Genomic DNA, 24,122 nt, shown 5'->3' with positions numbered 1-24,122 from the left:
GATTAATATGAAAGAAACGTCTTATTTAAGCTGGATTGATAAAGGAACGAGCAGGAAATTTATAATTGCAAAAAACAATAATAGGTTCGTTGGTCTACAAGGAACGTTCCAAAGCATAAATAAAAAAAGTATTTGTTCATTATGTCATGGGCATGAAGAAGTAGGGATGTTTTTAGTTGAAATAAAAGGAAAGATCCCAGGAACGTTTGTTAAAAAGGGGAATTATATTTGCAAAGATGGTGTTGCTTGTAACCATAACATGAAATCGCTTGATAAATTACAGGATTTAATTGAGAGATTGAAGAAATAAATAGAAGACCTCTAGTACTTAAACTGGAGGTTTTTATTTTTTGAAGAAGTAGTAATAGATTTCCTTTGTAGATGTAGATTAAAAATAAAGTTTGATAAAAATATCTATTTCGATACAGTTGCTTATTTTGAAGGAGGTAAAACATGGATTACATTTCACCGAAAGATGAGGTGTTAAAGGTGAAACGGTGGCCTAAAGATACGATAGCGGCCGGTCGTGGTCATACCGTTGGTCTTAAATCGGATGGCACGGCGGTAGCAGTGGGGCGAAATAAAGAAGGTGAATGCAATGTAAGCGGCTGGCGTGATATTGAAGCGGTCACGGCGGGTAATGTTCATATGGCGACGAACACGGGTAATGCTCATACAATCGGTCTTAAATCAGACAGTACGGTGACAGCTGTGGGCTGGAATAAGCATGACCAATGCGATGTAAACGATTGGCGCGATATTGTAGCGATAGCGGCGGGGTGGCGTCGTACTATTGGTCTTAAATCGGATGGTACGGTGGTAGCAGTGGGACGAAATAAAGAAGGTGAATGCAATGTAAGGGGCTGGTGTGATATTGTGGCGGTCGCAGCAGGCGACTGGCATACTATCGGCCTTAAATTGGACGGTACGGTGACGGCTGTAGGTAATAATCGGTATGACCAATGTAATGTCAGTGGCTGGAGGGATATTGTGGCGATAGCGGCAGGCTATCTTCATACAGTTGGTCTTAAATCAGACGGTATGGTGACGGCTGTGGGTAATAATAAACATGGTCAATGTGATGTCAGTGGCTGGAGGGATATTGTGGCGATAGCGGCAGGGAGTAATCATACAATTGGTCTTACATCTGACGGCATAGTGACGGCTGTGGGTAATAATAAACATGGTCAATGTGATGTAAGTGATTGGCGCGATATTGTAGCGATAGCGGTGGGTTGTGCCCATACAGTCGGTCTTAAATCAGACGGCACGGTGGTAGCGGTGGGTGATAACGAATATGGCCAATGTGATGTAGGCAGTTGGCGCAGCATTCGACTGCCTAGTAATTAGTTTTAACAGCAATTGTTTTTTTATTGTATGGTACTTTTTTCAAAGATAAAAACGCATCGCACTTTGAAAAGAAAGCACGATGCGTTTTTATTATTTTTTTTGCCAATTTTCTTTAATAAAATCTTCACGACCAGATTCCTTTTGCTCAGTAGCATATTTCTCTGGGTTCTTTTTATAAAAGTGTTGATGGTATTCTTCAGCCTCATAAAAAGGTGCAGTCGGACGAATTTCAGTCACGATTGGATCTTTAAACATACCGCTTTCTGCAAGAGTTTGCTTCGATTTTTCTGCAAGCTCTTTTTGCGCTTCATTATGATAGAAAATAGCGGTGCGGTAAGAGGGGCCACGATCGAAAAATTGTCCATCATCATCAGTCGGATCGATTTGTGGCCAATATAAATCTAATAATTTTTGATACGGGAAAATAGAAGGATCGAATGTAATTTGAACGACTTCTAAATGTCCAGATGTTCCAGCCTTTACTTGTTCATATGTTGGGTTTTCTACATGACCGCCTGCATAGCCGGAAAGCACTTTATGAATACCAGGAAGTTCATCAAACGGCTTTACCATGCACCAAAAACAACCACCTGCGAAGGTTGCGAGTTCGTATGTTTTTTCGGACATTGCTGTAATCCTCCTAAATTTATATGTTTTATATAGTATTATACAATTTGTTTTGTTGCGCAATAAAAAAGATTTGAAAATATATGTTTTTTATAAACAAGATCCTCCGCTCACATCAATCAATTGGCCAGTAACCCAACGACTATCAGGGGAAGCGAGAAATGCAGCGGTATCGGCAATGTCTTCTACTTCACCTAATCGATTGAAAGCTGAAATGTTAGTAGCATATCGTTTCATCATTGGATCGCTCAAGAGTTCCGCGTTCATATCTGTTTTGATAAAGCCTGGAAGTATTGCATTCACCGTTATTCCTCTTGCTCCAAGCTGCTTTGCAAGCGTGAAAGTCATTGTGTTAATTGCACCTTTCGTCATACTATATGCAACGAAATCAGGTAAAGAAATGCGAGTTGCGGCTGATGAGATATTAACAATCCGGCTATTGTCACGTAAACGCGGTAGAGCTTGTTGGATGATGAAGAATGGTGCTTTTGCATTTACTGAAATGATTCTATCAAAAAATTGTTCAGTCGTTTCTTCAATAAAAGCACCAGGTCCAATTCCAGCGTTGTTTATTAAAATATCAAATTCCGTTCCACCAGTTCGCTTTTGCAATTCAGTATCTAAAGAGTTATATAGATTTTCTACACCGTGTAAAGATTCAAGATTTGCACCGATAGAAAAAGCTGATCCGCCATTTGATTGAATTTCATGAACAGTTTCTTCAGCATCTTCTTTTCGGTTACCATAATGAACAGCAACTAATGCACCGTCGTTTGCTAAACGCTTTGCGATAGCACGTCCAATTCCTCGGCTTGCTCCAGTAACTAATGCTATTTTACCTTTTAACATAGTTCTCTCATCTCCTCATAAATTTTTTATATGTTTTTAAGTTGTTTTTCTTTATGTAGAAAAGCAAACATACTTAAGCAATATATGAGTACATGTAAGGAGGTCATTCCGATTTTGTTTTGAGAAAAATAAATATCCTTCTAGTGAATGAATTGAACTTTTAAAAAAAATGAAAAATATATTGACAATGAAAAGGACAAAGTCCTATAATACGTTTAACAAATAAAAGTTAATTGAGAATTTTCTGAATTAATATTTTGTATATGCAAAGAAGAGGAAAGTAGATGATTATGATCGTTTCAGAGAGCTACTCCAAGGCTGTGAGGGTAGTAACAATCGAATCATTGAATATCACCTCGGAGCATCGCTTGCGAAAGGGAAACTGAGTAGAGGGCGGCGGCATCGTCTCCGGTAAAAGGACGGGGGTCTGATTGGACCTACAGAGCTTATATTTCGTGAGAAGTGTAAGGAAGCTGAGTGGTAACGCGAAACTCTCGCCTCAGCAATCAAAGCTACTATTAAGTAGTAGTTGATTGCTGAGGTGAGAGTTTTTATTTTAACAAATAGATTAAGTAAGAGAAAAAATGTGTAAGAAGGGATTTGACAAGATGAGAAGTGACATGATTAAAAAAGGTTTTGATAAAGCTCCGCATCGTAGTTTATTAAAAGCAACTGGTTTAAAAGATGAAGATTTTGATAAACCATTCGTAGCAATTTGTAATTCTTTTATTGAAATTATTCCAGGTCATAAGCATTTAAATGAGTTTGGAAAACTCGTAAAAGAAGCAGTACGTGCAGCAGGCATGGTTCCATTTGAATTTAATACAATCGGAGTAGATGATGGAATTGCGATGGGCCATATCGGTATGCGTTATTCGCTTCCGAGTCGTGAAATTATTGCAGATTCAGTAGAAACAGTTGTAAATGCACATTGGTTTGATGGAATGATTTGTATTCCAAACTGCGACAAAATTACGCCAGGTATGATGATGGCTGCACTTCGTGTAAACATTCCAACTGTTTTTGTTTCAGGTGGACCGATGGCAGCGGGGAAAACATCTAAAGGGGAAGTTGTCGATTTGAGTTCTGTTTTTGAAGGGGTAGGAGCCTATCAATCTGGGAAAATTACAGAAGAAGAATTAAAGGATATTGAAGATCATGGCTGTCCATCTTGTGGTTCTTGTTCCGGTATGTTTACAGCGAACTCTATGAACTGTTTATGTGAAGTGTTAGGTTTAGCTCTTCCTGGTAACGGGAGTATTTTAGCGATTGATCCAAGACGTGAGGAGTTAATTAAACAAGCAGCAGAAAAATTAAAAATTTTAATTGAAAGAGATATTAAACCACGCGACATTGTAACAGAAGAAGCAATTGATGATGCGTTTGCACTTGATATGGCGATGGGTGGATCAACGAATACAGTATTACACACGTTAGCACTCGCACAAGAGGCGGGGTTAGATTACGATATGAACCGCATTGATGCAGTTTCAAGGCGTGTACCGCATTTATGTAAAGTAAGTCCAGCTTCTAATTGGCATATGGAAGATATTGATCGAGCAGGCGGGATTAGTGCAATTTTGAAAGAGATGAGCCGAAAAGAAGGGGTACTTCACCTTGATCGAATAACCGCTACTGGGCAAACGTTACGAGAAAATATCGCTCATGCAGAGATTCAAGATAAGGAAGTGATTCATTCTCTCGAAAATCCTCATAGTGAAGAAGGGGGATTACGTATATTAAAAGGAAACCTTGCGAAAGACGGAGCGGTTATTAAAAGCGGAGCAACAGAAGTAAAACGATTTGAAGGACCTTGCGTTATTTTTAATTCACAAGATGAGGCGCTTGCCGGCATTATGCTTGGGAAAGTTAAGAAAGGGGATGTAGTTGTTATTCGTTACGAAGGACCAAGAGGCGGACCTGGTATGCCGGAAATGTTAGCACCAACTTCAGCAATTGCTGGTATGGGATTAGGAGCTGATGTTGCACTTTTAACTGATGGTCGCTTCTCTGGTGCTTCACGTGGTATTTCAGTAGGGCACGTTTCACCAGAAGCAGCTGCTGGCGGAACGATTGCACTGCTTGAACAAGGAGATATTGTATGTATTGATGTTGAGGAACGCTTGTTAGAAGTAAGAGTTAGTGATGAAGAATTAGATAAGCGTAAAAAAGAATGGAAACGACCGGAACCAAAAGTGAAAACTGGCTGGCTTGGACGTTATGCGCAGATGGTAACATCGGCGAATACAGGTGCAGTTCTAAAAATCCCGAATTTTGATTGAGCCAATTTAAAAGAGATAAGGATGATATGGAATGGTGCAAAAGGTAAAGGAGAGAGTGAAAATTGAAGATATCTTAATGGCTCATAATTGCATGAAAGATATCGTTATTAAAACACCGTTACAACGAGATTCAGTTTTATCTGAGAAATATGAATGTGACGTATATGTTAAGCGAGAAGATTTACAAGTTATTCGTTCTTTCAAAATTCGTGGTGCGTATAATTTAATTCAAAGTTTACCGAAAGAAAAGTTACAAAATGGTGTTGTTTGTGCGAGTGCTGGTAATCATGCACAAGGAGTTGCTTATACGTGTAATTTATTGAAGATTCCGTCAATAATTTTCATGCCAACAACGACACCTAAGCAAAAAGTATCACAAGTTGAATTTTTTGGTGGTGATTTCGCAGAAATTGTATTAGTCGGTGATACATTTGATAGTTCTTTCCAAGAGGCGCAGCGCTATTGTGTGGAAAATAGGATGACATTTGTACATCCGTTTGATGATCCGTATGTCGTTGCTGGTCAAGGAACAGTCGCTGTTGAAATTATGCATGATATGGAGAAACCAGTTGATTATATATTTACAGCAATTGGCGGTGGTGGATTAGCATCTGGTATTGGTACATATGTAAAGGGGGTTAGTCCTACTACAAAGGTAATAGGTGTAGAACCGATGGGAGCTGCATCTATGAAAGAAGCTTTTCTTCAAAATGAAAATGTTGCATTAGATAAGATTGATAGTTTTGTTGATGGAGCAGCTGTTAAGAAGGTAGGAAAGTTAACTTTTGAAACTTGTAAAGATGTAATTGATGACATAGTTTTAGTACCAGAGGGAAAGGTTTGTACGACGATTTTAGAACTGTATAAGAAAAATGCGATTGTAGCAGAGCCAGCTGGTGCGCTTTCTATTGCGGCACTTGATCTATACAGAGATGAAATAAAGGGAAAAACAGTTGTATGTACGTTGAGTGGTGGGAATAATGATATTGATAGAATGCAAGAAATGAAAGAACGATCTCTTATTTATGAGGGATTAAAGCACTATTTCATCATTGAATTTCCGCAACGTTCAGGAGCACTACGAGAGTTTCTGGATAAAGGATTAGGACCGGAAGATGATATTACTCGCTTTGAGTATATTAAGAAACATAATAAAGAAAATGGTCCAGCTTTAGTGGGGGTAGAATTAAAACATAGGGAAGACTATGAAGCTTTAATTACTCGCTTTCAAGAAAATAACATTCAATTTGTGGAGCTTAATAAAAATCCTGTGCTGTTTGATTTACTTATTTAATAAAAGAAAAGAGTTAACATACAATTCTACTTGAAATAAAAAAGATAGATACAAGCGGAGAGAAATCCTGCTTGTTCTATCTTTTTTATTCTTTGAAAGTTAAACGAAATACGCTCCATATTCAAGAAGGATAAAGCTAGTTAACCAAAAAAGTATTGCAATACGAATGATTATGTACATTGTAAATTCAAAGGGAGAAAGTTTTCTCTCTCGCTTTATTTTTCTTAGAAGTCTAACCGAAAAAACGGAACATAAAAGCAGGATCGCTATAGATATTTCATACACGTTTTCTAACAGACTTATATTTTCTAATAAGTTTTTTAGCATATTCATTACCTATTCCGTAATGTATGTTACAGAGAAATGAATCTCACGCTGTTTAGTTGCGTTTGTTAATTATTTTCCCAGTAGCATTAATTTCTACATCAGTTGAAACGGTTTGTAAATATTGTAGTGCTTTTTTCTTTTCTTCTTCATTTACAGGAGAAATTTGATTGTTTCGTATTATGTAGGGATTGAACGACATTTGAACATCTTCCCCTTTAAATGTTAAGGTCAAAACGCCTGTTTCGGCACTCTTTCCGTTTACGTAGCTCGGGAATAAAAAGTTTCCTAACGAGTATGCGATAGGAACTTTATTGTAATACTCAAATCCTTGTAACCAATGCGGGTGACTTCCAACGATTGCATCAGCACCCGCCTCTACCATTTTCGGAACATATTGTTTCTGGTATTCTATTGGGCGATTAGATTTTTCGACGCCCCAATGCATATAGACGATTACATAATCAGCATCTTTCTTTTGCTCTTGAATCGTTTTTGTTACAAGATCTAGATCATATCCGTTTGCAACGCCAGGTTTATTGTCACCAGCTACCCAATTAAAGTTAGGCATAAAGCGTACAAAGGAAAGAAATTTAAACTTTTTTCCTTTTACAGTTAGTTCACGAGCAGTATAAGCATCTTCAGCATTTTTTCCGGCGCCAGTGTAAGGGAGTTTTAATTTTTCGACGTGAGAAATGGTGTCTAGTAGTCCATCTTGTCCATAATCAAGCGTATGGTTATTGCCAATATTGACAATATCGTATCCAGTATTTTTTATTGCTTGTAGTGTAGATGGATCGCTTTTAATCCAAAATTGTTGCCCAGGCACTCTTTTTTCTTTTGTTGTAAATGCAGACTCTAAATTAATAAAGGAAATATCAGCTTTCGTTATTTCCTCTTTTACATGTTGAAACGGATAATCAGCCCCATTTTTTTCAATTACGGGACGTAATTGCCAATCGAACATCGTATCACCAGAGAAGGTGAGTGTAATTTCAGGGTCTTCGGTATTCTTTTCGGTCGTTGAATTTGCTTTACTTGATGTGTTTTGTGTATCTGGTTTATCTTTTGCTTTTGAAATGTAAGTGTAATTGATTAATAAAACAATTGGTGTAATGAAAAAGGCTATTAAAATAAGTCGTTTTAATAAAGTTTTCATAGCTACCGTCCCTTTTGGTTTTATCCCGCTTTATTCAACTGGTGATTAGTGGGAGGTAAAAAACGCCTCCGGACTAAAGTTTCACTTTATAACGTAATTGTGAACTTCCAAAATGGTGCTAACAATGAATGTAGTAAAAATAAGTTATAGCTAGATTCATTGATGCAAAAAAAGCGAGTATTAATAGTGAAAATCATTTGTTAATATTCATAATATTAAGTTAACATATAGATAACCTTTAAATCAATGTGTAATCCAGAATGTAGTAATAAAGAATTCAGAGGGTGGAGAATGAAAATGGTTATATTAGGAGCAGTTGTAAATGGGGTTTGTATTATAGTTGGTACTCTACTTGGTAAATTATTTAGTAATATTCCAGAAAGTATGAAAGGGACGATTATGCATGCAATTGGCTTAACGGTTGCTGTATTGGGACTTCAAATGGCATTGAAGAGTGAAAATTTTCTCGTTGTGATTTTAAGTTTAGTTATTGGTGCGGTAATTGGGGAATGGCTACAATTAGAAGAAAGGTTAACACATTTAGGAGATTGGCTAGAAAGTAAAGTTGGATCGAAAGGTAAAGGGAGTATATCAGAAGGTTTTGTAACAGCTACTCTTATTTTTGCAATTGGAGCAATGGGGATACTTGGTGCATTAGACAGTGGTATTAGAGGGAATCACGATGTTTTATTCACAAAAGCGATTATTGATGGATTCATTTCGATTATATTGACGACAACTCTTGGAATTGGAGTGGTATTTTCAGCAATTCCCGTTATTTTATATGAAGGTGCCATTGCAATTTTTGCAACACAAATTAATAGTTTTGTACCAAAAGAATTAATGAATCAATTTATAGTGGAAATGACAGCTACGGGCGGTATTATGATATTCGCCATTGGATTAAACTTACTTGGATTTATTAAAATTAAAGTGGCGAATTTACTTCCAGGTATATTGGTGGTTGGAATAATTGTTTCAATTATATATGGTTACGGTTTGATATTTAGTTTTTAGGGGGAAGGGATATAGATGGAGGAGTTCCAATTTACAAAACGTGCATATAAAATATTGGAGATTGCAGCAGGAGAGGCTGAGTGTAATAAAGGAATTATTCATCCAGGTCATCTATTTATAGGAGCTTGTAAGGAAGGTACTGGAGTTTGCGCGGAGTTACATATGTATTTATTTCACACGGTGGGTATGGATTTTTTAGGAAAAATATCGTTACTCCAACAATATTATGCAAATGAAATAGAATACATAAATGTTGGGGAGTTTAAAGTTTCAAATAAGACGATAGAAGTTTTAAAAGTAGCGAAAAAACGGATGGAACGTTTTCAGCAAGTATTAATAAATGAAGGACATGTTTTATATGCGATTTTTCAAGGGGATACAGTTATTGAAAAGGTTTTAAGTAAAAATGTGCAAAAAGATGTATTGCAAATTACATCTGAGCCAAGAGACTTAACCGTTGCTTTAAAAAGATTTAATCCTATTTATAATAATTTAAGCTGTAATATTAGAAGAGCGATTTTTTCTGATTTTGAAAAGTTAGCACATTTTGTTAAGGATGAATTTGGTGAGCGTTGGTTAAAATCTTTAGATTATGGATTTCGGACATATAAAGAAGAGTTACCTATTTTTATTGCTGAGGAAGGAGGAGAAATTATTGGTTTCGCTTGTTACGATGTTGTGAGAGGAAAAAAAGGGTTGTTTGGCCCGATGGGTACAGCGAAACATAATCGTGTGAACGGTGTTGGGAAGGAATTGTTACATCATTGTTTATATAGTATGAAGCAAGATAGATATGAATATGCAATTATTGGACAAGCAGGTCCGATTGAGTTTTACGAGAGAAGTTGTAATGCGAGTTTAATACAGATAGAGAATAATTAACCAACTTCATATAGGGGAGTTGGTTTTATTATGAAAACGTTGTAGGAATGTAGTGATTCTTACTAGAAAATAGCGGGTTTTATAGTAAATCTTACATGTAAAGCAAATTACTAAACTTTTTCTAGAAAACGGTGTAGAATGGGTATCGAATGAAAGAAGGTGTGAAAATGGCCAGCTGGAAACGAAATTTAATGATTTGTTGGCTAGGTTGTTTTACCACTGCAGCCGGTATGAGTTTAGTAATTCCTTTTTTATCTTTTTATATTGAGGAATTAGGAGTGACCGGCACTTCTAGTATTGCACAGTGGTCGGGACTTGCATTTGGTGTAACATTTTTAATGGGTGCGATCGTATCACCAATATGGGGCAAGCTTGGTGATATACATGGACGGAAATTGATGCTTATACGTGCTAGCCTTGGTATGGCGGTAATTATGACGCTTATGGGGTTTGTGACGGACGTGTATCAACTAGTCGCACTTCGGTTTTTAATGGGAGCGGTATCTGGTTTCCTTTCTACAGCGATGACATTTATTGCTGCAGAAACTCCGCAAGAACATTCAGGTTGGGCAATTTCTACAATCTCAACTGGAGGCGTGAGCGGTTCATTACTTGGGCCGATACTCGGAGGTTATTTGTCAGAGTTAATCGGAATGCGCCATGTTTTTCTAGTTACAGGAGCTTTCTTATTCCTTTCCTTTCTTATCGTCTTTTTCTTCTTACATGAGGAGAATCATTCTGCTAAAGCAAGAAAGGCACAGCCGAAAAAAGTATGGACGATGGTCCCGGCAAAACATTTAATAATAAGTTTATTTGTAGCAACGTTTATTATTCAGCTTGCAAATATGTCAATTCAACCTATTATTACGTTGTACGTAAAGCATTTGGCAGGACCAGGAACAGATCATATTGAAATGATTGCAGGCGCCGTTATGTCTGCGACAGGATTAGCAGTTATTTTAGCAGCCCCTAAGCTAGGAAGATTATCAGATCGTATTGGACCTCAAAAAACGTTAGTTGTAGCGTTGTTTGCTGCAGGAATTATTTTTATTCCGCAAGCATTTGTAACCTCAGCTTGGCAACTATTAATTCTTCGCTTTTTATTAGGTATTGCACAAGCAGGACTATTACCTTCCGTACAAACTCTACTAAAACAACATACGCCAACCCATGTAACGGGACGAATATTTGGATATAATCAATCGTTTCAGTTTTTAGGAAATATGATTGGGCCAGTACTTGGTGGACAAATTGCAGCTCATGCGGGATTCCAATATGTTTTCTTATCTACATCATCATTATTATTTATTGCATGTATTTGGGTTTATTTTCATAGTAAGAATGCAGAGGTATCAGAAAAACAACATTTGGAAGTTAGTTAATTAGGTGAATGAACAGTAAAAAGGATGAAGCAATATTTGCTTCATCCTTTTTCATTAAAACTGAAAGCAAAGATAACTTAATGTACCAAGTTCGTAGCTACGGTGAATGACTTTCCCTGTCTGTTCACCACTACCCATTGCGATAAATAAAGGAACAAAATGCTCTGCTCGTGGTACTGCTAATTGTGCATGAGGAGCATTCTTTTCCCAATTAAACAATGCATCTTTATCATTAGTCTGCATATGATTTATAATCCAATCGTCAAATTCAATAGCCCATCTTTCAGGTGTAGTTTGATTCCATTTTAAAGCTCGTAAATTATGAACGGTAACCCCGCTACCGATTACTAAAATATCTTCTTGTCCAAGTCCTTGTAGTGCTTCTCCAATTTCATATTGCTCTTTTGCAGGAAGGAAAGGATTTACTGATATTTGTACGACAGGAATATTTGCTTCTGGATACATACGATGCAGGAGAGTCCAAGAGCCATGATCTAAACCTCTCGTCATATTATGATGGACGGGAATGCCTTTATTTTTAAGTTTTGTTTCTAGCATAGATGCAATGCTAGAAGAACCTTTAGCTCGATATTTAATTTCATATAACTCAGGAGGAAATCCACCGAAATCATAAATTGTTTCATATTCATCATCTGATGAGGAGATTGTTAATAGTTCACTTTCCCAGTGAGCGGTAAAAATAACAATTGCTTTCGGTTTATATGTTTCTCCGAGTGTTTTTAAAAAACTTGTATAATCTGTATCTTGGATAGCGAGCATTGGTGAACCGTGTGCTAAAAATAGTGATGGCATCATATTGAAAACCTCCTAAAAATATATTGATTACTTTATGTAAGTAACTATATAATTTTTATTTTAGTTCGTCAAGAAAGTATTTTTAAAGCGAGTCTGAAAAATAGATTATTTGTTATAATGAAAGCAATTACATATAATATGTAATAAGAATAATGAATGTATATTCATTTTTAAAATAGATGCATAATAGATTTGGGGGCTGACGAAATGAACGTACAGGAAAGTTTCGTTACGGCATTGGATGAATCGGAAATTTATTTGCGTAAATGGTTACCAGAAGGAAATCCGCGGGGGATTGTCCAAATTGCACATGGTATGACAGAACATGCAGGGGTGTATACAGAATTTGTAGATGCTTTATTAGCGGTAGGGTATGGTGTTTATGCGCATGATCATAAAGGGCATGGGAAAACAGTGAAAAGAGAAGAAGACTATGGTCATTTTGAACCAAATGTAGGGTGGAATCAGGTTGTGTCTGATGTTATTTTTGTATCAGAAACGATAAGGAAAGAACAGACATGTCCATTGTTTTTACTTGGACATAGTATGGGCTCTTTTTTATCAAGACGAGCTGTGCAACTTCGAGGTGAATTATATGATGGATTTCTTATTTCAGGAACTGGGGGAAATCCAGGGGTTTTAGGCAGCATTGGCCATAAAGTAGCAACAATCGAAATGAAACTACGCGGAGCGAAAACGAAAAGTCCAATGTTAAACTTTTTATCTTTTGGTAATTTTAACTCAAAGTTTAAGCCGAATCGTACAAAATTTGATTGGTTATCTTCAGATAACAGCCAAGTAGATAAATATATTAAAGACCCGTTATGTGGCTTTATATGCACAACAAGTTTTTATCGAGAATTATTTCATGGTGTATTAGAAGTAAATAAATTAGAAGAATACAAGAAAACGCCAAAAAGTCTTCCTATACATATATTCTCTGGAAATCGTGATCCTGTTGGGGATATGGGGAAAGGTGTAAAAGAAGTATACGAAAATTATAAAAAATGTGGTGTGAAAGATGTAACACTTCGTTTATATGAAAATGGTAGACATGAAATGTTCCATGAAGTGAATAGAGATGAAGTGTTTAAAGATTTGATTTCTTGGTTAGATGGACATATTGTATGAGAAGAAACCTCACTTTTTCTGAAGTGAGGTTTCTTTGAGGAAATGGAGGAATGGTTATGAGTGGATTTGTAAATAAAGAATATATAGAAATAGATTTTAAATATGATTTGATTAAAGAGGAGGAATTGAAAAATTGTACCTTCATAAAATGCCGTTTTAGAGGGATAGATGCATCAGAAGTTTTTACTGAAAACTGTAATTTCATAGAATGTGATTTTACTGGTGCTCTTTTTAATGCTTCTATCCATCAAGGAACTACATTTGCTAATTGTAAGTTTTTTGGTGCGAATTTATTTGTATCCAAATTTGAAGAATGTAAAATGACTGGTTCTGATTTTGAAGAGGCGAATTTAGACGGAATAACAATTATTTCCGGCGATTAGTCATATACGAATCTAAGGTTTGCGAATTTAAGTAAACAAATGTTAAAGGGGATTCGTTTAATTGAAGCTGACTTATATGAATGTAATTTAGAAAAAGCAGATTTACGTGAAGCGGATCTAACAGGTGCACAATTAGGTAAGGCAAAACTTAGCGGTGCAGATTTAAAAGGAGCTGTAGTTGATAGAATCGACTTTAAAAGTTTTGATTTGAAAAATGTGAAATTGGATATAGCGCAGGCGGTTGCAGTAGCAAGATGTTATGGAGCTAAGGTGAACTGAATTGTTTGTAAAACCGTTCAAATTGCTGAACGGTTTTACAAATCATAATAGTTTTAAAAATTATTTTCTATATAAGAAGCTATTTCATTAGCAAGAGTCGATGTTAATAGTGTAGATACATTACTTAAAATAATGATTGTAGCCTCTTTGTCAATTAACCGTAAATAAGAGGATGTAAAACCGTTAATTCCGCCGTGATGGAATACGAGTTTATTATTTTTTTCTGTCATAGCAATGTTCCAACCATAACCATATCCATATAATCTTGCAGTAAACATGCGAGACGTCATTTCACTTGATAATAAACGATTTTCTTTTATCGCTTGATCAAATCTATATAAATCTTCGGCTGTAGAAAATAATCCGCCAGCTGAATATGAATTAGACATATGAATAAATGATGCATTCTGTAGATCATGGTTTGGATGTAACTCATACCCAGTTGCTTTATGTTTTTGAATGGTGTGATTCAAATCAACACCTGTGTTTATTATAGAGATTGGGTAGAAAATCTTCTTTTTAAGAAATTCCTCATAAGAAATCCCACTTATAACTTCAATAATTTTTCCTAATATAATATAACCTGAATTCGAATAATTGAATTTTTCACCAGGGCTAGATTCAAAGGGACACGAAATAATCCATTGTATTAAATCATCCGGTGTTCGAGGTTGATAAGACTGAAATAAAAAGTCATGTTGAGCAGTAATATTCCCAATACCAGCAGTATGACTTAATAGATGCTCAATCATAATTTGATTTCCTTTTGGGAAAGTTGGAATGAATTGATCCAATGTATCATGGAGCTGTAATTTTTTCTCTTCCACAAGCATTAAAATAGCAACTGCAGTGAAGATTTTAGTTATTGATCCGATACGAAACTTCGTTGTAGCTGTATTAGGTATGTCCCAATCGTAATTAGCTTTTCCAAATGACTGTTTATAAAGAGTTTGTTCTTTATGGGCTACTAAAATTGTACCATTGAATTTTTCGGTATTTTTATATAAGAATGAATTGATATATGAGTTTAGCAAATTTCAGGCACTCCTTCAAATTTTGGAATATTAGTTACCTGAAATGTAATCCAACGGCATAGGCAATTCCCCCTAAATGAAATGTTTTTTGAATGCTTTTCTATTTTATAATGCAAGTTATAAAATAGGCAAGTTGATTTAAATTCTATGAAAATAAAGGTTCTTGGAGTTGCTTTTCGAAATGTTTTAGTAGTTTATATATTGAAAGTGGAGAGAAACAATTATGAAAGTAATTGAAGCTGGTGAACTAAGTGAACTTGCATTATTTTCAAAAGCATCTTGGGATTATAGTGAAGAATTCATACTTTCTTGTAAGGAAGAGTTAACAATTACAGAAGAGTACATAAAAAATAATTTTGTATATGTTTTAGAAAATAATAATATGAAGATTGGATTTTTCTCGTTTTTACGCAATGAAAATGCTCTCGATTTCCTATACATTCATCCTTGTTTTAAAGGGAAAGGCTACGGGAAAATACTTTGGGAGTTTGTAATAGAGCAAGCAAATGAATTAGGAATAAAAAGTTTTACGATTGATAGTGATCCGAATGCAAAAGGCTATTACTTGAAAATGGGAGCAAAGCTAATCGGAGAGACACCATCAACGGTATTTAAGAATCGACTTTTACCTCTTTTGCAATATGATGTGTAAAACTATTAATGTCAGGGGAAGATGAGAGTGGATAATGTGAAGAAAAAACAAATATATGACATGTTAATAAAATCGTGGTCGATTGAAACAAGTTCAAAGTGGACGAGTGGAAATCCGGCAAAGGGACAATGTGGTGTAACAGCTCTAGTCGTTCAAGAAATATACGGAGGAAAAATTAAAAAGACAAAAGTAGGAGAGGTGTGGCATTTTTATAACTTTATAGACGGGCAGAGGGTTGATTTTACAGAGACGCAATTTAATGAAAAATTGAATTATATGGGCGTGGAATCAAATCGGGAAGAAGCATTTGTAGATACAGATGAAAAGCAATATGGCATTTTGAAGGAAAAGATAACGAAAGAATTAAAATTATCTTTTGACTCTTAATCTTTAATAAGTTACTATAATGGTGGTAACTTATTAAAGGGAACTTCATAGAGTTGAAAGGGGAAATACTTTTGAAAACAACTTATGTAAACGCTACAATTGCAACGATGAATGAAAAAAATGAAGTGATAGAAAATGGATATATCATTGTAGAAAATGATCAAATTATAGATGTAAATAGCGGAGAATTCGCTAACGATTTTGAAGTAGATGAAGTAATTGACATGAAAGGAAAGTGGGTTTTACCAGGGCTTGTACATACACATACACATGTTGTTATGAGTCTTTTGAGAGGTATTGGCGATGATATGTTATTACAGCCATGGCTTGAGACGAGAATTTGGCCACTTGAAAGTCAGTTTACTCCAGAGCTTGCGGTTGCTAGTACGGAATTAGGATTACTTGAAATGGTGAAAAGTGGTACAACATCATTCTCTGATATGTTTAATCCAATTGGAGTAGATCAAGATGCAATTATGGATACGGTGTCAAAAAGCGGGATGCGAGCTGCTGTTTCAAGAACTTTATTTAGCTTCGGAACGAAAGAAGATGAAAAGAAAGCAATTGAAGAAGCGGAGAAATATGTAAAGCGATATTATAAGGAAAGTGGTATGTTAACTACGATGGTTGCACCGCATAGTCCATATACATGTTCCACAGAACTGTTAGAAGAGTGTGCACGTATTGCAGTAGAAAATCAAACTATGGTTCATATTCATCTTTCTGAAACAGATCGTGAAGTACGTGATATTGAAGCACAGTACGGAAAACGTCCAGTAGAATATGCGGCAAGTTGCGGATTGTTTAAACGTCCAACAGTTATTGCGCATGGAGTAGTATTAAATGAAAATGAGCGTGCATTTTTAGCAGAACATGATGTTCGAGTAGCTCATAATCCGAATAGTAATTTAAAATTAGGTTCGGGTATAGCGAATGTAAAAGCGATGCTAGAAGCAGGGGTTAAAGTAGGGATTGCTACAGATAGTGTTGCGTCTAACAATAATTTAGATATGTTTGAAGAAATGCGTATTGCGACTTTATTACAAAAAGGTATTCATCAAGATGCAACAGCATTACCAGTTGAAACGGCTCTATCTCTAGCGACAAAAGGAGCTGCAGAAGTAATTGGGATGAAACAAACGGGATCACTTGAGGTTGGAAAGTGTGCTGATTTTATTACGATTGATCCATCTAATAAGCCGCATTTACAACCAGCAGATGAAGTGTTATCGCATCTTGTATATGCAGCTAGTGGAAAAGATATAAGTGATGTAATTATTAACGGTAAACATGTTGTTTGGAATGGTGAATGTAAAACATTAGATGAAGAGCGTATTATATTTGAAGCGAGTCGTTATAAACGAGGTTTACAAAGATAGGTTAGGTATTTACATGTTGGCTGAAAAAGCTGTCCTTTTTTTAAAAGGACAGCTTTTTTCTTGAACGAATAAATATTCAATATAATGTCGCATCTTTCTATTCATATTTCTGTTATAATATATAACGTTTATAATATTTTATTTTTAAGGAGAACAATTCATGAAACGAAAAAAGAGCCATTTAATGGTAATGGCACTTGTTACATCTTTATTTTTAACAGCTTGTAATAATAAAGCGAATAAAAGTGATACAGAGGCTCAAAAACAAGTGTTAAATGTAACAGTATCAGAAGAAATTCCTTCTCTTGATACTGCGAAAACGATGGATGGTACGTCAGCCCATGTTATGCAAAACATATTTGAAGGGTTGTATGTGCTAAATGATCAGGATGATCCTATTCCGGCAGTAGCAAAATCATTTACAAGAAGTGAAGATGGTAAAAAATATACATTTGATTTGCGTAAAGATGCAAAATGGTCAAATGGAGACAATGTAACAGCAAATGACTTTATGTATGCATGGAAACGTGCAGTTAACCCGCAAACGGCATCTCAATATGCATACATGCTCTTTTATGTGAAAAATGCGAAAGAAATAAATAAGGGAACAATGTCACTTGATGAACTTGGGGTTAAAGTTATAAATGATTATAAGTTAGAAGTTGAACTAGAACAGCCAATCCCCTATTTTTTACAGTTGTTAGCGTTACCTATATACTTACCACAGCATGAATCATTTTTGAAAGAACAAGGAAATAAATACGGATTGGAACCTAGTAATCTCATATATAACGGCCCATTTGTATTAGAAAAATGGAAGCATGAACAAGAATTTCAATTAAAGAAGAATGCTACATATTGGAATCAAAAGAAAGTGAAATTAGACGAAATAAACTTTCATATCGTAAAGGATACAATGACGGCTGTAAATTTATATGAGGCTGGCGATTTGGATCGAGTACCTATTAATTCTCAAGTTGTAGACAAGTATAAAGGGAATAAGGAATTACATATGTCAAGTGATCCTGGGATCGCTATGCTACGTTTTAATGAGAAAAATAACGCGTTAGCAAATAAGAAAGTACGTCAATCTATCTCGTTGGCATTAAATAAAGATGATTTCGTCGCTCACTTTATAAATAACGGGGCAAAACCTGCAAGTGGACTTGTACCAGCTGGTCATATAACTGAAGAGACTGGCAAAGATTTTAGAAAAGAAAACGGAGATCTTTCTCCATATGATTTACAAAATGCGAAAAAGGTTTGGGGAGAAGCGAAAAAAGAACTTGGAGTAGAACAAGTAAAACTCGAGTTTTTAACGTTTGAGCAAGATAACGCAAAACTTATGGCGGAATATATAAAAGGTGATTTAGAAAAGCATTTGCAAGGATTAACGATACAAATTAAACAACAGCCATTTAAGCAAAAATTACAATTAGAACAAACAGGTGATTACGATATATCTATGGCAAATTGGGGACCTGACTATAAAGACCCAATTAGTTATTTAGAGTTATTTACGACGGGTAATCCGAATAATAAAATGAATTATTCTAACCTTCACTACGATGAACTAATAAAAAAAGCTAAAAGTGACCTAGTACTAGATCAGAAGAAAAGGTGGGAAACTCTGCAAGAGGCTGAGCGTATTCTATTAGAGGACGCTGCGGTAGCACCGCTTTACCATATTGGTTCAGCTTATGTACAAAAGGATTATGTAAAAGGAATTGAAAAGCATCAATTTGGTGGCGTTTATACTTATAAGAATGCTTATATTGATAATAAGTAAAACTATTTATATAAAAAAAGAAACCTTACTTTTAAGAGTGAGGTTTCTTTTTTATATAATTTCTATTAAACCGATTTTAATAAAGAATAAAAATTCGTATCATATGGAATATCATCTTGATACATATAATTTTTCAGAACACCTTCTTTTTCAAATCCTAATTTTAAAAGCACTTTATTTGACGCTTCGTTTTCAAGAAAGACAATTGCACCGATTCGTTTTAAATGTAGCGTGTGGAAACCATATGATATAACTTCAGAAACCGCTTCAGTGGCATATCCATTTCCCCAATGTTCAGGGAGAAAGGCATAACTTATATTTGCTCGTTTATGCTCAGAAGACCAATCGTGAAAACCAATTGTTCCAATGAGCTCTTTCTTGTCTTTTAATTCGATGCCCCATTTAATACCGCTTCTTGCGTTGTAACTCAACTTAAAATTATTAAGGATTTGTTTTACTTGATCCAAATTTTGTAATGGCTTTTGGCCATAATGGCGCAGGACATCGGTATTCGAAAAGCAATGTAATATACCCGGTGCATCTTCTTCAGTAAGTTCTCGTAAAATAAGTCGCTCAGTTTTTAATATAGGAAACATGTCTTCACTCCTGTTCATATGAAACTAGAATGTATTTGTTATTATATAATTTAATCTGAAAATAAAGATTATTCAAGGGGTAATAAGGGTAAGTTTGATTTATGTTAAAATTGAATGTGGAATATATTTCAAAAAAGAGGTTTAGAAATGGAGAAAAACTCAATTTTAATCGTAGACGATGATCAAGATATTATTCAATTTATTAACGTGAATTTAATACAAGAAGGTTTTATTGTTTTTAGTGCTGATAACGGAGAAGAGGCTTTAGAAATAATAAATAATAACAGTATTCAACTTGCTATTTTGGATATTATGATGCCACAAATGGATGGTATAGAATTGTGTAGAAGAATTAGAGAGAAACATAGTTTACCAATTATGTTTTTAAGCGCGAAATCATCAGATGTAGATAAGGTAATTGGATTGAGTACTGGAGCAGATGATTATATTGTGAAGCCGTTTAGTACAATTGAATTTATAGCAAGAGTGAAAGCTCAATTAAGAAGGTATACATATTTTAATCAAAATGCTGTCCAAGTAATGGAAAAGAAAATAAACATTAAAGGTTTAGAAATAGATGAAATTTCTAGAGTAGTAAAGATATATGGACAAACAATTAATCTTACAAAAACTGAATATGATATTTTGCACTTAATGGCAGCTACAAAGAACCGTGTGTTCACTATTGAAGAAATATATGAAAGTGTTTGGAATGAAAGGGCTTATGAAAGTAATAATACGGTAATGGTTCATATTGCTAGGTTAAGAAATAAAATTGAGGATAATCCAAAAGAGCCGAAGTTTATACAAAATGTTTGGGGAGTCGGGTATAAAATTGGAGATTAAATTATTACAAGGAATTAGAGCTAAATTCTTTTTCGCATTTATATGTAGTATTTTGTTAGCTACGGTAAGTATCATATTAGTTCAACTTTTATTTGGAAGTATATATAGTGATGTTGTCGAGCTAGAGGAAAGATATTCATTTTTTTATTTTATGTTTTTTCTGCTGTTAACCACTATATATTTTGCATTACTGACAAAGACAACTATAAAAAGATTGAATGAGATCAATAAGAACGTGAAGGAAATAAGCAATGGTAATTTGGAAATACATATACCTATTTCGAAAAGCGATGAGATTGGTGAGTTAGCGACGAATGTCAATAGAATGGCCAAAAGTTTAAAAGAGTCTATTGAAAATGAAAAAAAATCACAGGAAATGAAAAATGAAATGATTAGTAATATTTCACATGACTTACGAACGCCTGTAACATCTCTAATCGGTTATGCAGACCTACTAGGAAATAAGCTTCATTCACATGGAGAAGAATGTGAACAATATGTAAGCATATTAAAGCGAAAAAGTTATGAATTAAAAGATCAAGTAGATGATTTATTAGAATACTGTCAAATAAATTATAGAGAGATCGAATTACATAAAAATGTAGTAAATATAAAAGCATTAATTGAACAAATCATGATTGATTTTGTACCACAACTAGATAATGCCAATATGAAATTTTATATTAAAAGTGATGAGGAGCTACATGTAAAAGTTGATGTAGCACTTATAGTGAGACTATTTGAAAATGTAATTAGTAATAGCATTATGTACGGGAAAGATGGAAAAGAAATTTCAATTCGAATTTCCAAAAGAGAAAGGAATGTTGAAGTAGAAATTAAAAATTTTGGACAATGCATTCTGAAAGAGAGCCTTCCTTACGTTTTTGAGAAGTTTTATCGTGGTGAAAAATCACGTAGTTCTCATACGGGTGGGAAAGGAATGGGACTTGCAATTTCGAGAAGTATAGCTCAGCTCCATAAAGGAGATATAACTGTATGTAGTAACGATAAAGAAACAGTTTTTACTGTAAATTTACCGCAGTATAAAAAAGTAAGAAAGTCGTAAGTATTTCTTTCATATGTCGTAATTTTTACTTCGTATCATGGGAAACAAAGATATGAGAGTAGGGATACAGTATGTGGAAGAAAAGTTTGTTAGCAATTATAGTTTCTTTTTTAATTATAAGTTGGAGTGTAGTTTATTTGGCTAATGGTACTATATCAGTCGTTGTTTGGTGGAGTATACAAGCATTTAGCGTAGTTTCGATTTTTATTTTGATAGGCTCAGCAGTAATGTTTGTTTGGAAAGGCATTTTTAGAAAGCGAATAGATAGAACGCTACTTTTCATAGTCCTTTTCTCTATAATTGGATCTTGGCCCTTAGGATGGTACGCTAACATAGGTAGAATTGCATACCCAGCAAATGTACAGTCTATGAGCCCTAAAATAGTCGTTCGTTTTCCTTTGAATGAACGAGCTCTAATAGGATGGGGTGGTGATCGATTAGAAACGAACTATCACATTATAAAACCAAATGAAAGATGGGCATATGATATTCTCATTCCGCCTGCGGAAGTGAGAAGTAGTAAGTTAGAGGATTATGGAATATATGGAGCGAAAGTAATGGCACCAGCTTCTGGAACAGTTGTATCAGTTAATAATGATGAAAAAGATTTAGTTCCGGGATCAGATGATTTTCAGTCAATGGCGGGGAATCATATTTATTTAAGGTTAGATGAAACAGGGACATTTTTGAGTCTCGCTCACTTAAAGAAAGGGTCAATTAAAGTTAAAGAAGGACAACACGTAAATGAAGGAGACGTTCTTGCTCAAGTCGGTAACTCAGGAAGTTCCAGTGAACCACATTTACACATCCATCATCAGAGACAGGATCCATCCAATACGAGTATGTTCCTTACGGAAGGATTGCCACTTTACTTTCGAACGGAAGAAGACGTGATGATGCCGGAAAGAGGTACATACATAAGTGGTAATTAGAAGAAATTTATTTCGCTGAAAAAGGGTATTCCAAATTAAAATTGGAATACCCTTTTTCATTATCCTATAAACGTCTGATACAGTAAGAAAATGTTTAAAACAATAATGAGTGCAGCGATTAACCACGCGATAAATGTTGTAATGCGATGGTTGACGAGTGCCCCCATAATCTTTTTATTACTTGTGAACATGATAAGGGGTACTAATGCAAAAGCAATACCGAATGATAATACAACTTGACTCATTACGAGAGCGTAAGTTGGATTTACACCTAAAGCAATTATAACTAGAGGTGGAATCATTGTTATAAATCGGCGTAAATATAACGGAATATGCATTCGAATGAATCCTTGCATAATAATATCACCGGACATTGTACCGACAGAAGAGCTAGATAATCCGGCTGATAAGAGTCCAATTCCAAATAAAGCAGCGGATACAGGACCGACTAAATTACTAAATTGATTGAAAGCAACATCAAGATCTTCAACATGTAGACCATTTTTAAAGAATAGTGCAGCAGCAACAATTAGCATACTTGCGTTAATAGCTCCTGCGATAACCATCGCAATAATAATGTCAATGAATTCGAAGCGGAAAATCTTTTTCTTTTGTTCATCATTTGTTCCGACTACGCGGCGCTGCGTTAAGGCTGAATGTAAATAAATTGCGTGCGGCATTACTGTCGCGCCTAAAATTCCAGCTGCTAATAAGATGCTATCCACACCTTGGAATTTTGGAGTAAATAGTCCTGAAAGAAGAGGGCTTAATTCCGGTTTTGCGTAAAAGACTTGGATACCAAAAGCGATAACAACGATAAAAATCATCCCTGTAATAATAGCTTCTAATGGACGAAAGCCTCTGCGTTGAAATTCAAGAATAATAAATGATCCAACCGCTGTAATTAAAGCAGCTGGTAACATCGGAATTCCAAATAGTAAGTATAAGCCGAGTGCTGCCCCGATAAATTCGGCTAAATCTGTAGCCATAATAACGAGTTCCCCTTGTATCCATAAACCGATGGAAACTGGTTTGGGGAAGTTTTCGCGAGCTACTTCAGGAAGGTTTCTTCCAGTAGCGATTCCTAATTTAGCTGATAAAGTTTGGATTAATACAGCCATTAAATTAGAAGCGAGTATTACCCAAAGTAATAAATACCCATATTGGGATCCAGCAGCAATATTCGTTGCGAAATTCCCAGGATCAATATAAGCAACTGATGCGATAAAAGCAGGTCCTAAGAATGGTAATAGTCTCTTTAAGCCTTTCGTTTGTCCGCTTAATGCTAAATGTGCGGATTGAACAGTTGTACTTTGAGAACGGACTTGTTCATCTTTTGATATATCTTTATTCATAGTAGTGTTCCCCTTTGAAATGTTAACTTGATGAAATTATTGTATTTGCTCTTATTCATTATTTCAATACATTTAAATATATTATGTGGCAATTTCATTTGAACACAAAAGTTTCCTTAATGCAAATTATATGACTTCGTGCAAAGAATGGTGTGACGATGTGAAAAATATTTTGGGAGTTTATGGCTGCTGAATAAGGGAGAAGATAATAAATTATAGGGTTGTTTTTGAAATTTATGTGAACATAGAGCCTATATTACAGCATATTAATTGATGGAAATGAAATTGTATGATATATAATATATTGGGAT

General features: G+C 35.1%; 23 protein-coding genes, 1 pseudogene and 1 other annotated feature. Of the genes and pseudogenes, 16 read left to right on the top strand and 8 right to left on the bottom strand.

Annotated elements, in window-relative coordinates:
• Together ACFWDE_RS21055 and ACFWDE_RS21050 are read left to right on the top strand one after the other, a co-directional pair.
• Positions 1–310, top strand: a 310-nt coding sequence (locus tag ACFWDE_RS21055; protein ID WP_377894474.1) for an FBP domain-containing protein, incomplete at its 5' end; no start/stop codon positions are given.
• Between the two features lie 143 nt (positions 311–453).
• The gene (locus ACFWDE_RS21050) at positions 454–1,350 is read left to right on the top strand and encodes an RCC1 domain-containing protein (RefSeq protein WP_377894472.1); all 897 of its coding nucleotides are present in this window, start codon (positions 454–456) and stop codon (positions 1,348–1,350) included.
• Positions 1,351–1,440: 90 nt separating this feature from the next.
• Here ACFWDE_RS21050 and msrA read toward each other — a convergent pair whose 3' ends face one another.
• Together msrA and ACFWDE_RS21040 are read right to left on the bottom strand one after the other, a co-directional pair.
• On the bottom strand, positions 1,441–1,977 hold the full coding sequence (gene msrA / locus ACFWDE_RS21045; RefSeq protein ID WP_128281457.1) for a peptide-methionine (S)-S-oxide reductase MsrA: 537 nt from the start codon (positions 1,975–1,977) through the stop codon (positions 1,441–1,443).
• Positions 1,978–2,067: 90 nt separating this feature from the next.
• Complete coding sequence (locus ACFWDE_RS21040; RefSeq protein WP_377894471.1) at positions 2,068–2,826, bottom strand: SDR family oxidoreductase; 759 nt, start codon at positions 2,824–2,826, stop codon at positions 2,068–2,070.
• A 259-nt stretch (positions 2,827–3,085) separates the two neighbouring features.
• Positions 3,086–3,331 (top strand) — a binding site (T-box leader).
• 103 nt (positions 3,332–3,434) lie between these two features.
• On the opposite strand from ACFWDE_RS21040, the gene ilvD reads away from it, so the two are divergent.
• A complete protein-coding gene (gene ilvD / locus ACFWDE_RS21035; RefSeq protein WP_016094300.1) occupies positions 3,435–5,108 on the top strand; it encodes a dihydroxy-acid dehydratase in 1,674 nt (557 codons plus the stop codon).
• Between the two features lie 31 nt (positions 5,109–5,139).
• The gene (gene ilvA, locus ACFWDE_RS21030) at positions 5,140–6,402 is read left to right on the top strand and encodes a threonine ammonia-lyase IlvA (RefSeq protein WP_377894469.1); all 1,263 of its coding nucleotides are present in this window, start codon (positions 5,140–5,142) and stop codon (positions 6,400–6,402) included.
• 99 nt (positions 6,403–6,501) lie between these two features.
• Here ilvA and ACFWDE_RS21025 read toward each other — a convergent pair whose 3' ends face one another.
• Both ACFWDE_RS21025 and ACFWDE_RS21020 read right to left on the bottom strand, forming a co-directional pair.
• Positions 6,502–6,729, bottom strand: coding sequence for a hypothetical protein (locus tag ACFWDE_RS21025; protein ID WP_377894467.1), 228 nt, complete (start codon positions 6,727–6,729; stop codon positions 6,502–6,504).
• Positions 6,730–6,781: 52 nt separating this feature from the next.
• The gene (locus tag ACFWDE_RS21020) at positions 6,782–7,885 is read right to left on the bottom strand and encodes a CapA family protein (protein ID WP_377894465.1); all 1,104 of its coding nucleotides are present in this window, start codon (positions 7,883–7,885) and stop codon (positions 6,782–6,784) included.
• Positions 7,886–8,182: 297 nt separating this feature from the next.
• Here ACFWDE_RS21020 and ACFWDE_RS21015 point away from each other — a divergent pair, with 297 nt between their 5' ends.
• From ACFWDE_RS21015 to ACFWDE_RS21005, 3 genes are all read left to right on the top strand, one after another.
• Positions 8,183–8,902, top strand: a complete 720-nt coding sequence (locus ACFWDE_RS21015) for a DUF554 domain-containing protein (protein ID WP_377894478.1) — start codon at positions 8,183–8,185, stop codon at positions 8,900–8,902.
• Positions 8,903–8,917: 15 nt separating this feature from the next.
• Positions 8,918–9,784 (top strand): GNAT family N-acetyltransferase, encoded by an 867-nt coding sequence (locus ACFWDE_RS21010; protein WP_377894464.1) that lies wholly within the window; start codon positions 8,918–8,920, stop codon positions 9,782–9,784.
• Between the two features lie 167 nt (positions 9,785–9,951).
• Positions 9,952–11,166 carry a multidrug efflux MFS transporter gene (locus ACFWDE_RS21005; protein ID WP_377894463.1) on the top strand — a complete coding sequence of 405 codons (1,215 nt, stop codon included), beginning with the start codon at positions 9,952–9,954 and terminating at the stop codon, positions 11,164–11,166.
• A 54-nt stretch (positions 11,167–11,220) separates the two neighbouring features.
• On the opposite strand, the gene ACFWDE_RS21000 is transcribed toward ACFWDE_RS21005, so the two are convergent.
• Positions 11,221–11,982 carry a DODA-type extradiol aromatic ring-opening family dioxygenase gene (locus ACFWDE_RS21000; protein WP_377894462.1) on the bottom strand — a complete coding sequence of 254 codons (762 nt, stop codon included), beginning with the start codon at positions 11,980–11,982 and terminating at the stop codon, positions 11,221–11,223.
• Between the two features lie 207 nt (positions 11,983–12,189).
• Between ACFWDE_RS21000 and ACFWDE_RS20995 the strand changes: the two genes are divergently transcribed.
• Together ACFWDE_RS20995 and ACFWDE_RS20990 are read left to right on the top strand one after the other, a co-directional pair.
• Positions 12,190–13,113, top strand: coding sequence for an alpha/beta fold hydrolase (locus ACFWDE_RS20995; RefSeq protein ID WP_377894461.1), 924 nt, complete (start codon positions 12,190–12,192; stop codon positions 13,111–13,113).
• 56 nt (positions 13,114–13,169) lie between these two features.
• Positions 13,170–13,775, top strand: a pseudogene (locus ACFWDE_RS20990) (pentapeptide repeat-containing protein).
• A gap of 53 nt (positions 13,776–13,828) precedes the next feature.
• On the opposite strand, the gene ACFWDE_RS20985 reads toward ACFWDE_RS20990, so the two are convergent.
• Positions 13,829–14,809, bottom strand: a complete 981-nt coding sequence (locus ACFWDE_RS20985) for a serine hydrolase domain-containing protein (protein WP_377894459.1) — start codon at positions 14,807–14,809, stop codon at positions 13,829–13,831.
• 223 nt (positions 14,810–15,032) lie between these two features.
• On the opposite strand from ACFWDE_RS20985, the gene ACFWDE_RS20980 reads away from it, so the two are divergent.
• The 4 genes from ACFWDE_RS20980 (at position 15,033) to ACFWDE_RS20965 (ending at position 19,016) form a co-directional block, all read left to right on the top strand.
• The gene (locus ACFWDE_RS20980) at positions 15,033–15,461 is read left to right on the top strand and encodes a GNAT family N-acetyltransferase (RefSeq protein ID WP_377894458.1); all 429 of its coding nucleotides are present in this window, start codon (positions 15,033–15,035) and stop codon (positions 15,459–15,461) included.
• A 27-nt stretch (positions 15,462–15,488) separates the two neighbouring features.
• Positions 15,489–15,848: a YunG family protein gene (locus ACFWDE_RS20975; RefSeq protein WP_377894456.1), complete on the top strand. Its 360-nt coding sequence runs from the start codon at positions 15,489–15,491 to the stop codon at positions 15,846–15,848.
• A gap of 53 nt (positions 15,849–15,901) precedes the next feature.
• Complete coding sequence (locus ACFWDE_RS20970) at positions 15,902–17,227, top strand: bifunctional S-methyl-5'-thioadenosine deaminase/S-adenosylhomocysteine deaminase (protein WP_377894455.1); 1,326 nt, start codon at positions 15,902–15,904, stop codon at positions 17,225–17,227.
• Between the two features lie 160 nt (positions 17,228–17,387).
• A complete protein-coding gene (locus ACFWDE_RS20965; protein ID WP_377894454.1) occupies positions 17,388–19,016 on the top strand; it encodes a peptide ABC transporter substrate-binding protein in 1,629 nt (542 codons plus the stop codon).
• Positions 19,017–19,081: 65 nt separating this feature from the next.
• Here the strand turns inward: ACFWDE_RS20965 and ACFWDE_RS20960 are convergent, their stop codons facing one another.
• Entirely contained in the window at positions 19,082–19,612 is a 531-nt protein-coding gene (locus ACFWDE_RS20960; RefSeq protein WP_341307108.1) for a GNAT family N-acetyltransferase, read from the bottom strand.
• A 147-nt stretch (positions 19,613–19,759) separates the two neighbouring features.
• Here ACFWDE_RS20960 and ACFWDE_RS20955 point away from each other — a divergent pair, with 147 nt between their 5' ends.
• From ACFWDE_RS20955 to ACFWDE_RS20945, 3 genes are all read left to right on the top strand, one after another.
• Positions 19,760–20,458, top strand: coding sequence for a response regulator transcription factor (locus ACFWDE_RS20955; RefSeq protein ID WP_002148850.1), 699 nt, complete (start codon positions 19,760–19,762; stop codon positions 20,456–20,458).
• On the top strand, positions 20,424–21,524 hold the full coding sequence (locus ACFWDE_RS20950; protein WP_377894451.1) for a sensor histidine kinase: 1,101 nt from the start codon (positions 20,424–20,426) through the stop codon (positions 21,522–21,524). Before ACFWDE_RS20955 ends, ACFWDE_RS20950 begins: the two co-directional genes overlap by 35 nt.
• A gap of 71 nt (positions 21,525–21,595) precedes the next feature.
• Positions 21,596–22,456 carry a M23 family metallopeptidase gene (locus ACFWDE_RS20945; RefSeq protein ID WP_377894450.1) on the top strand — a complete coding sequence of 287 codons (861 nt, stop codon included), beginning with the start codon at positions 21,596–21,598 and terminating at the stop codon, positions 22,454–22,456.
• A 59-nt stretch (positions 22,457–22,515) separates the two neighbouring features.
• Here ACFWDE_RS20945 and ACFWDE_RS20940 read toward each other — a convergent pair whose 3' ends face one another.
• Complete coding sequence (locus tag ACFWDE_RS20940) at positions 22,516–23,811, bottom strand: Nramp family divalent metal transporter (RefSeq protein ID WP_377894448.1); 1,296 nt, start codon at positions 23,809–23,811, stop codon at positions 22,516–22,518.
• Between the last annotated feature and the right edge of the window lie 311 nt (positions 23,812–24,122).

Origin of the sequence: Bacillus sp. NPDC060175 (assembly GCF_042728695.1) — a bacterium.
GTDB lineage: Bacteria > Bacillota > Bacilli > Bacillales > Bacillaceae_G > Bacillus_A.
The sequence above is the reverse complement of the archived record's forward strand: the minus strand, read 5'-3'. Positions and strand labels throughout refer to the sequence as shown.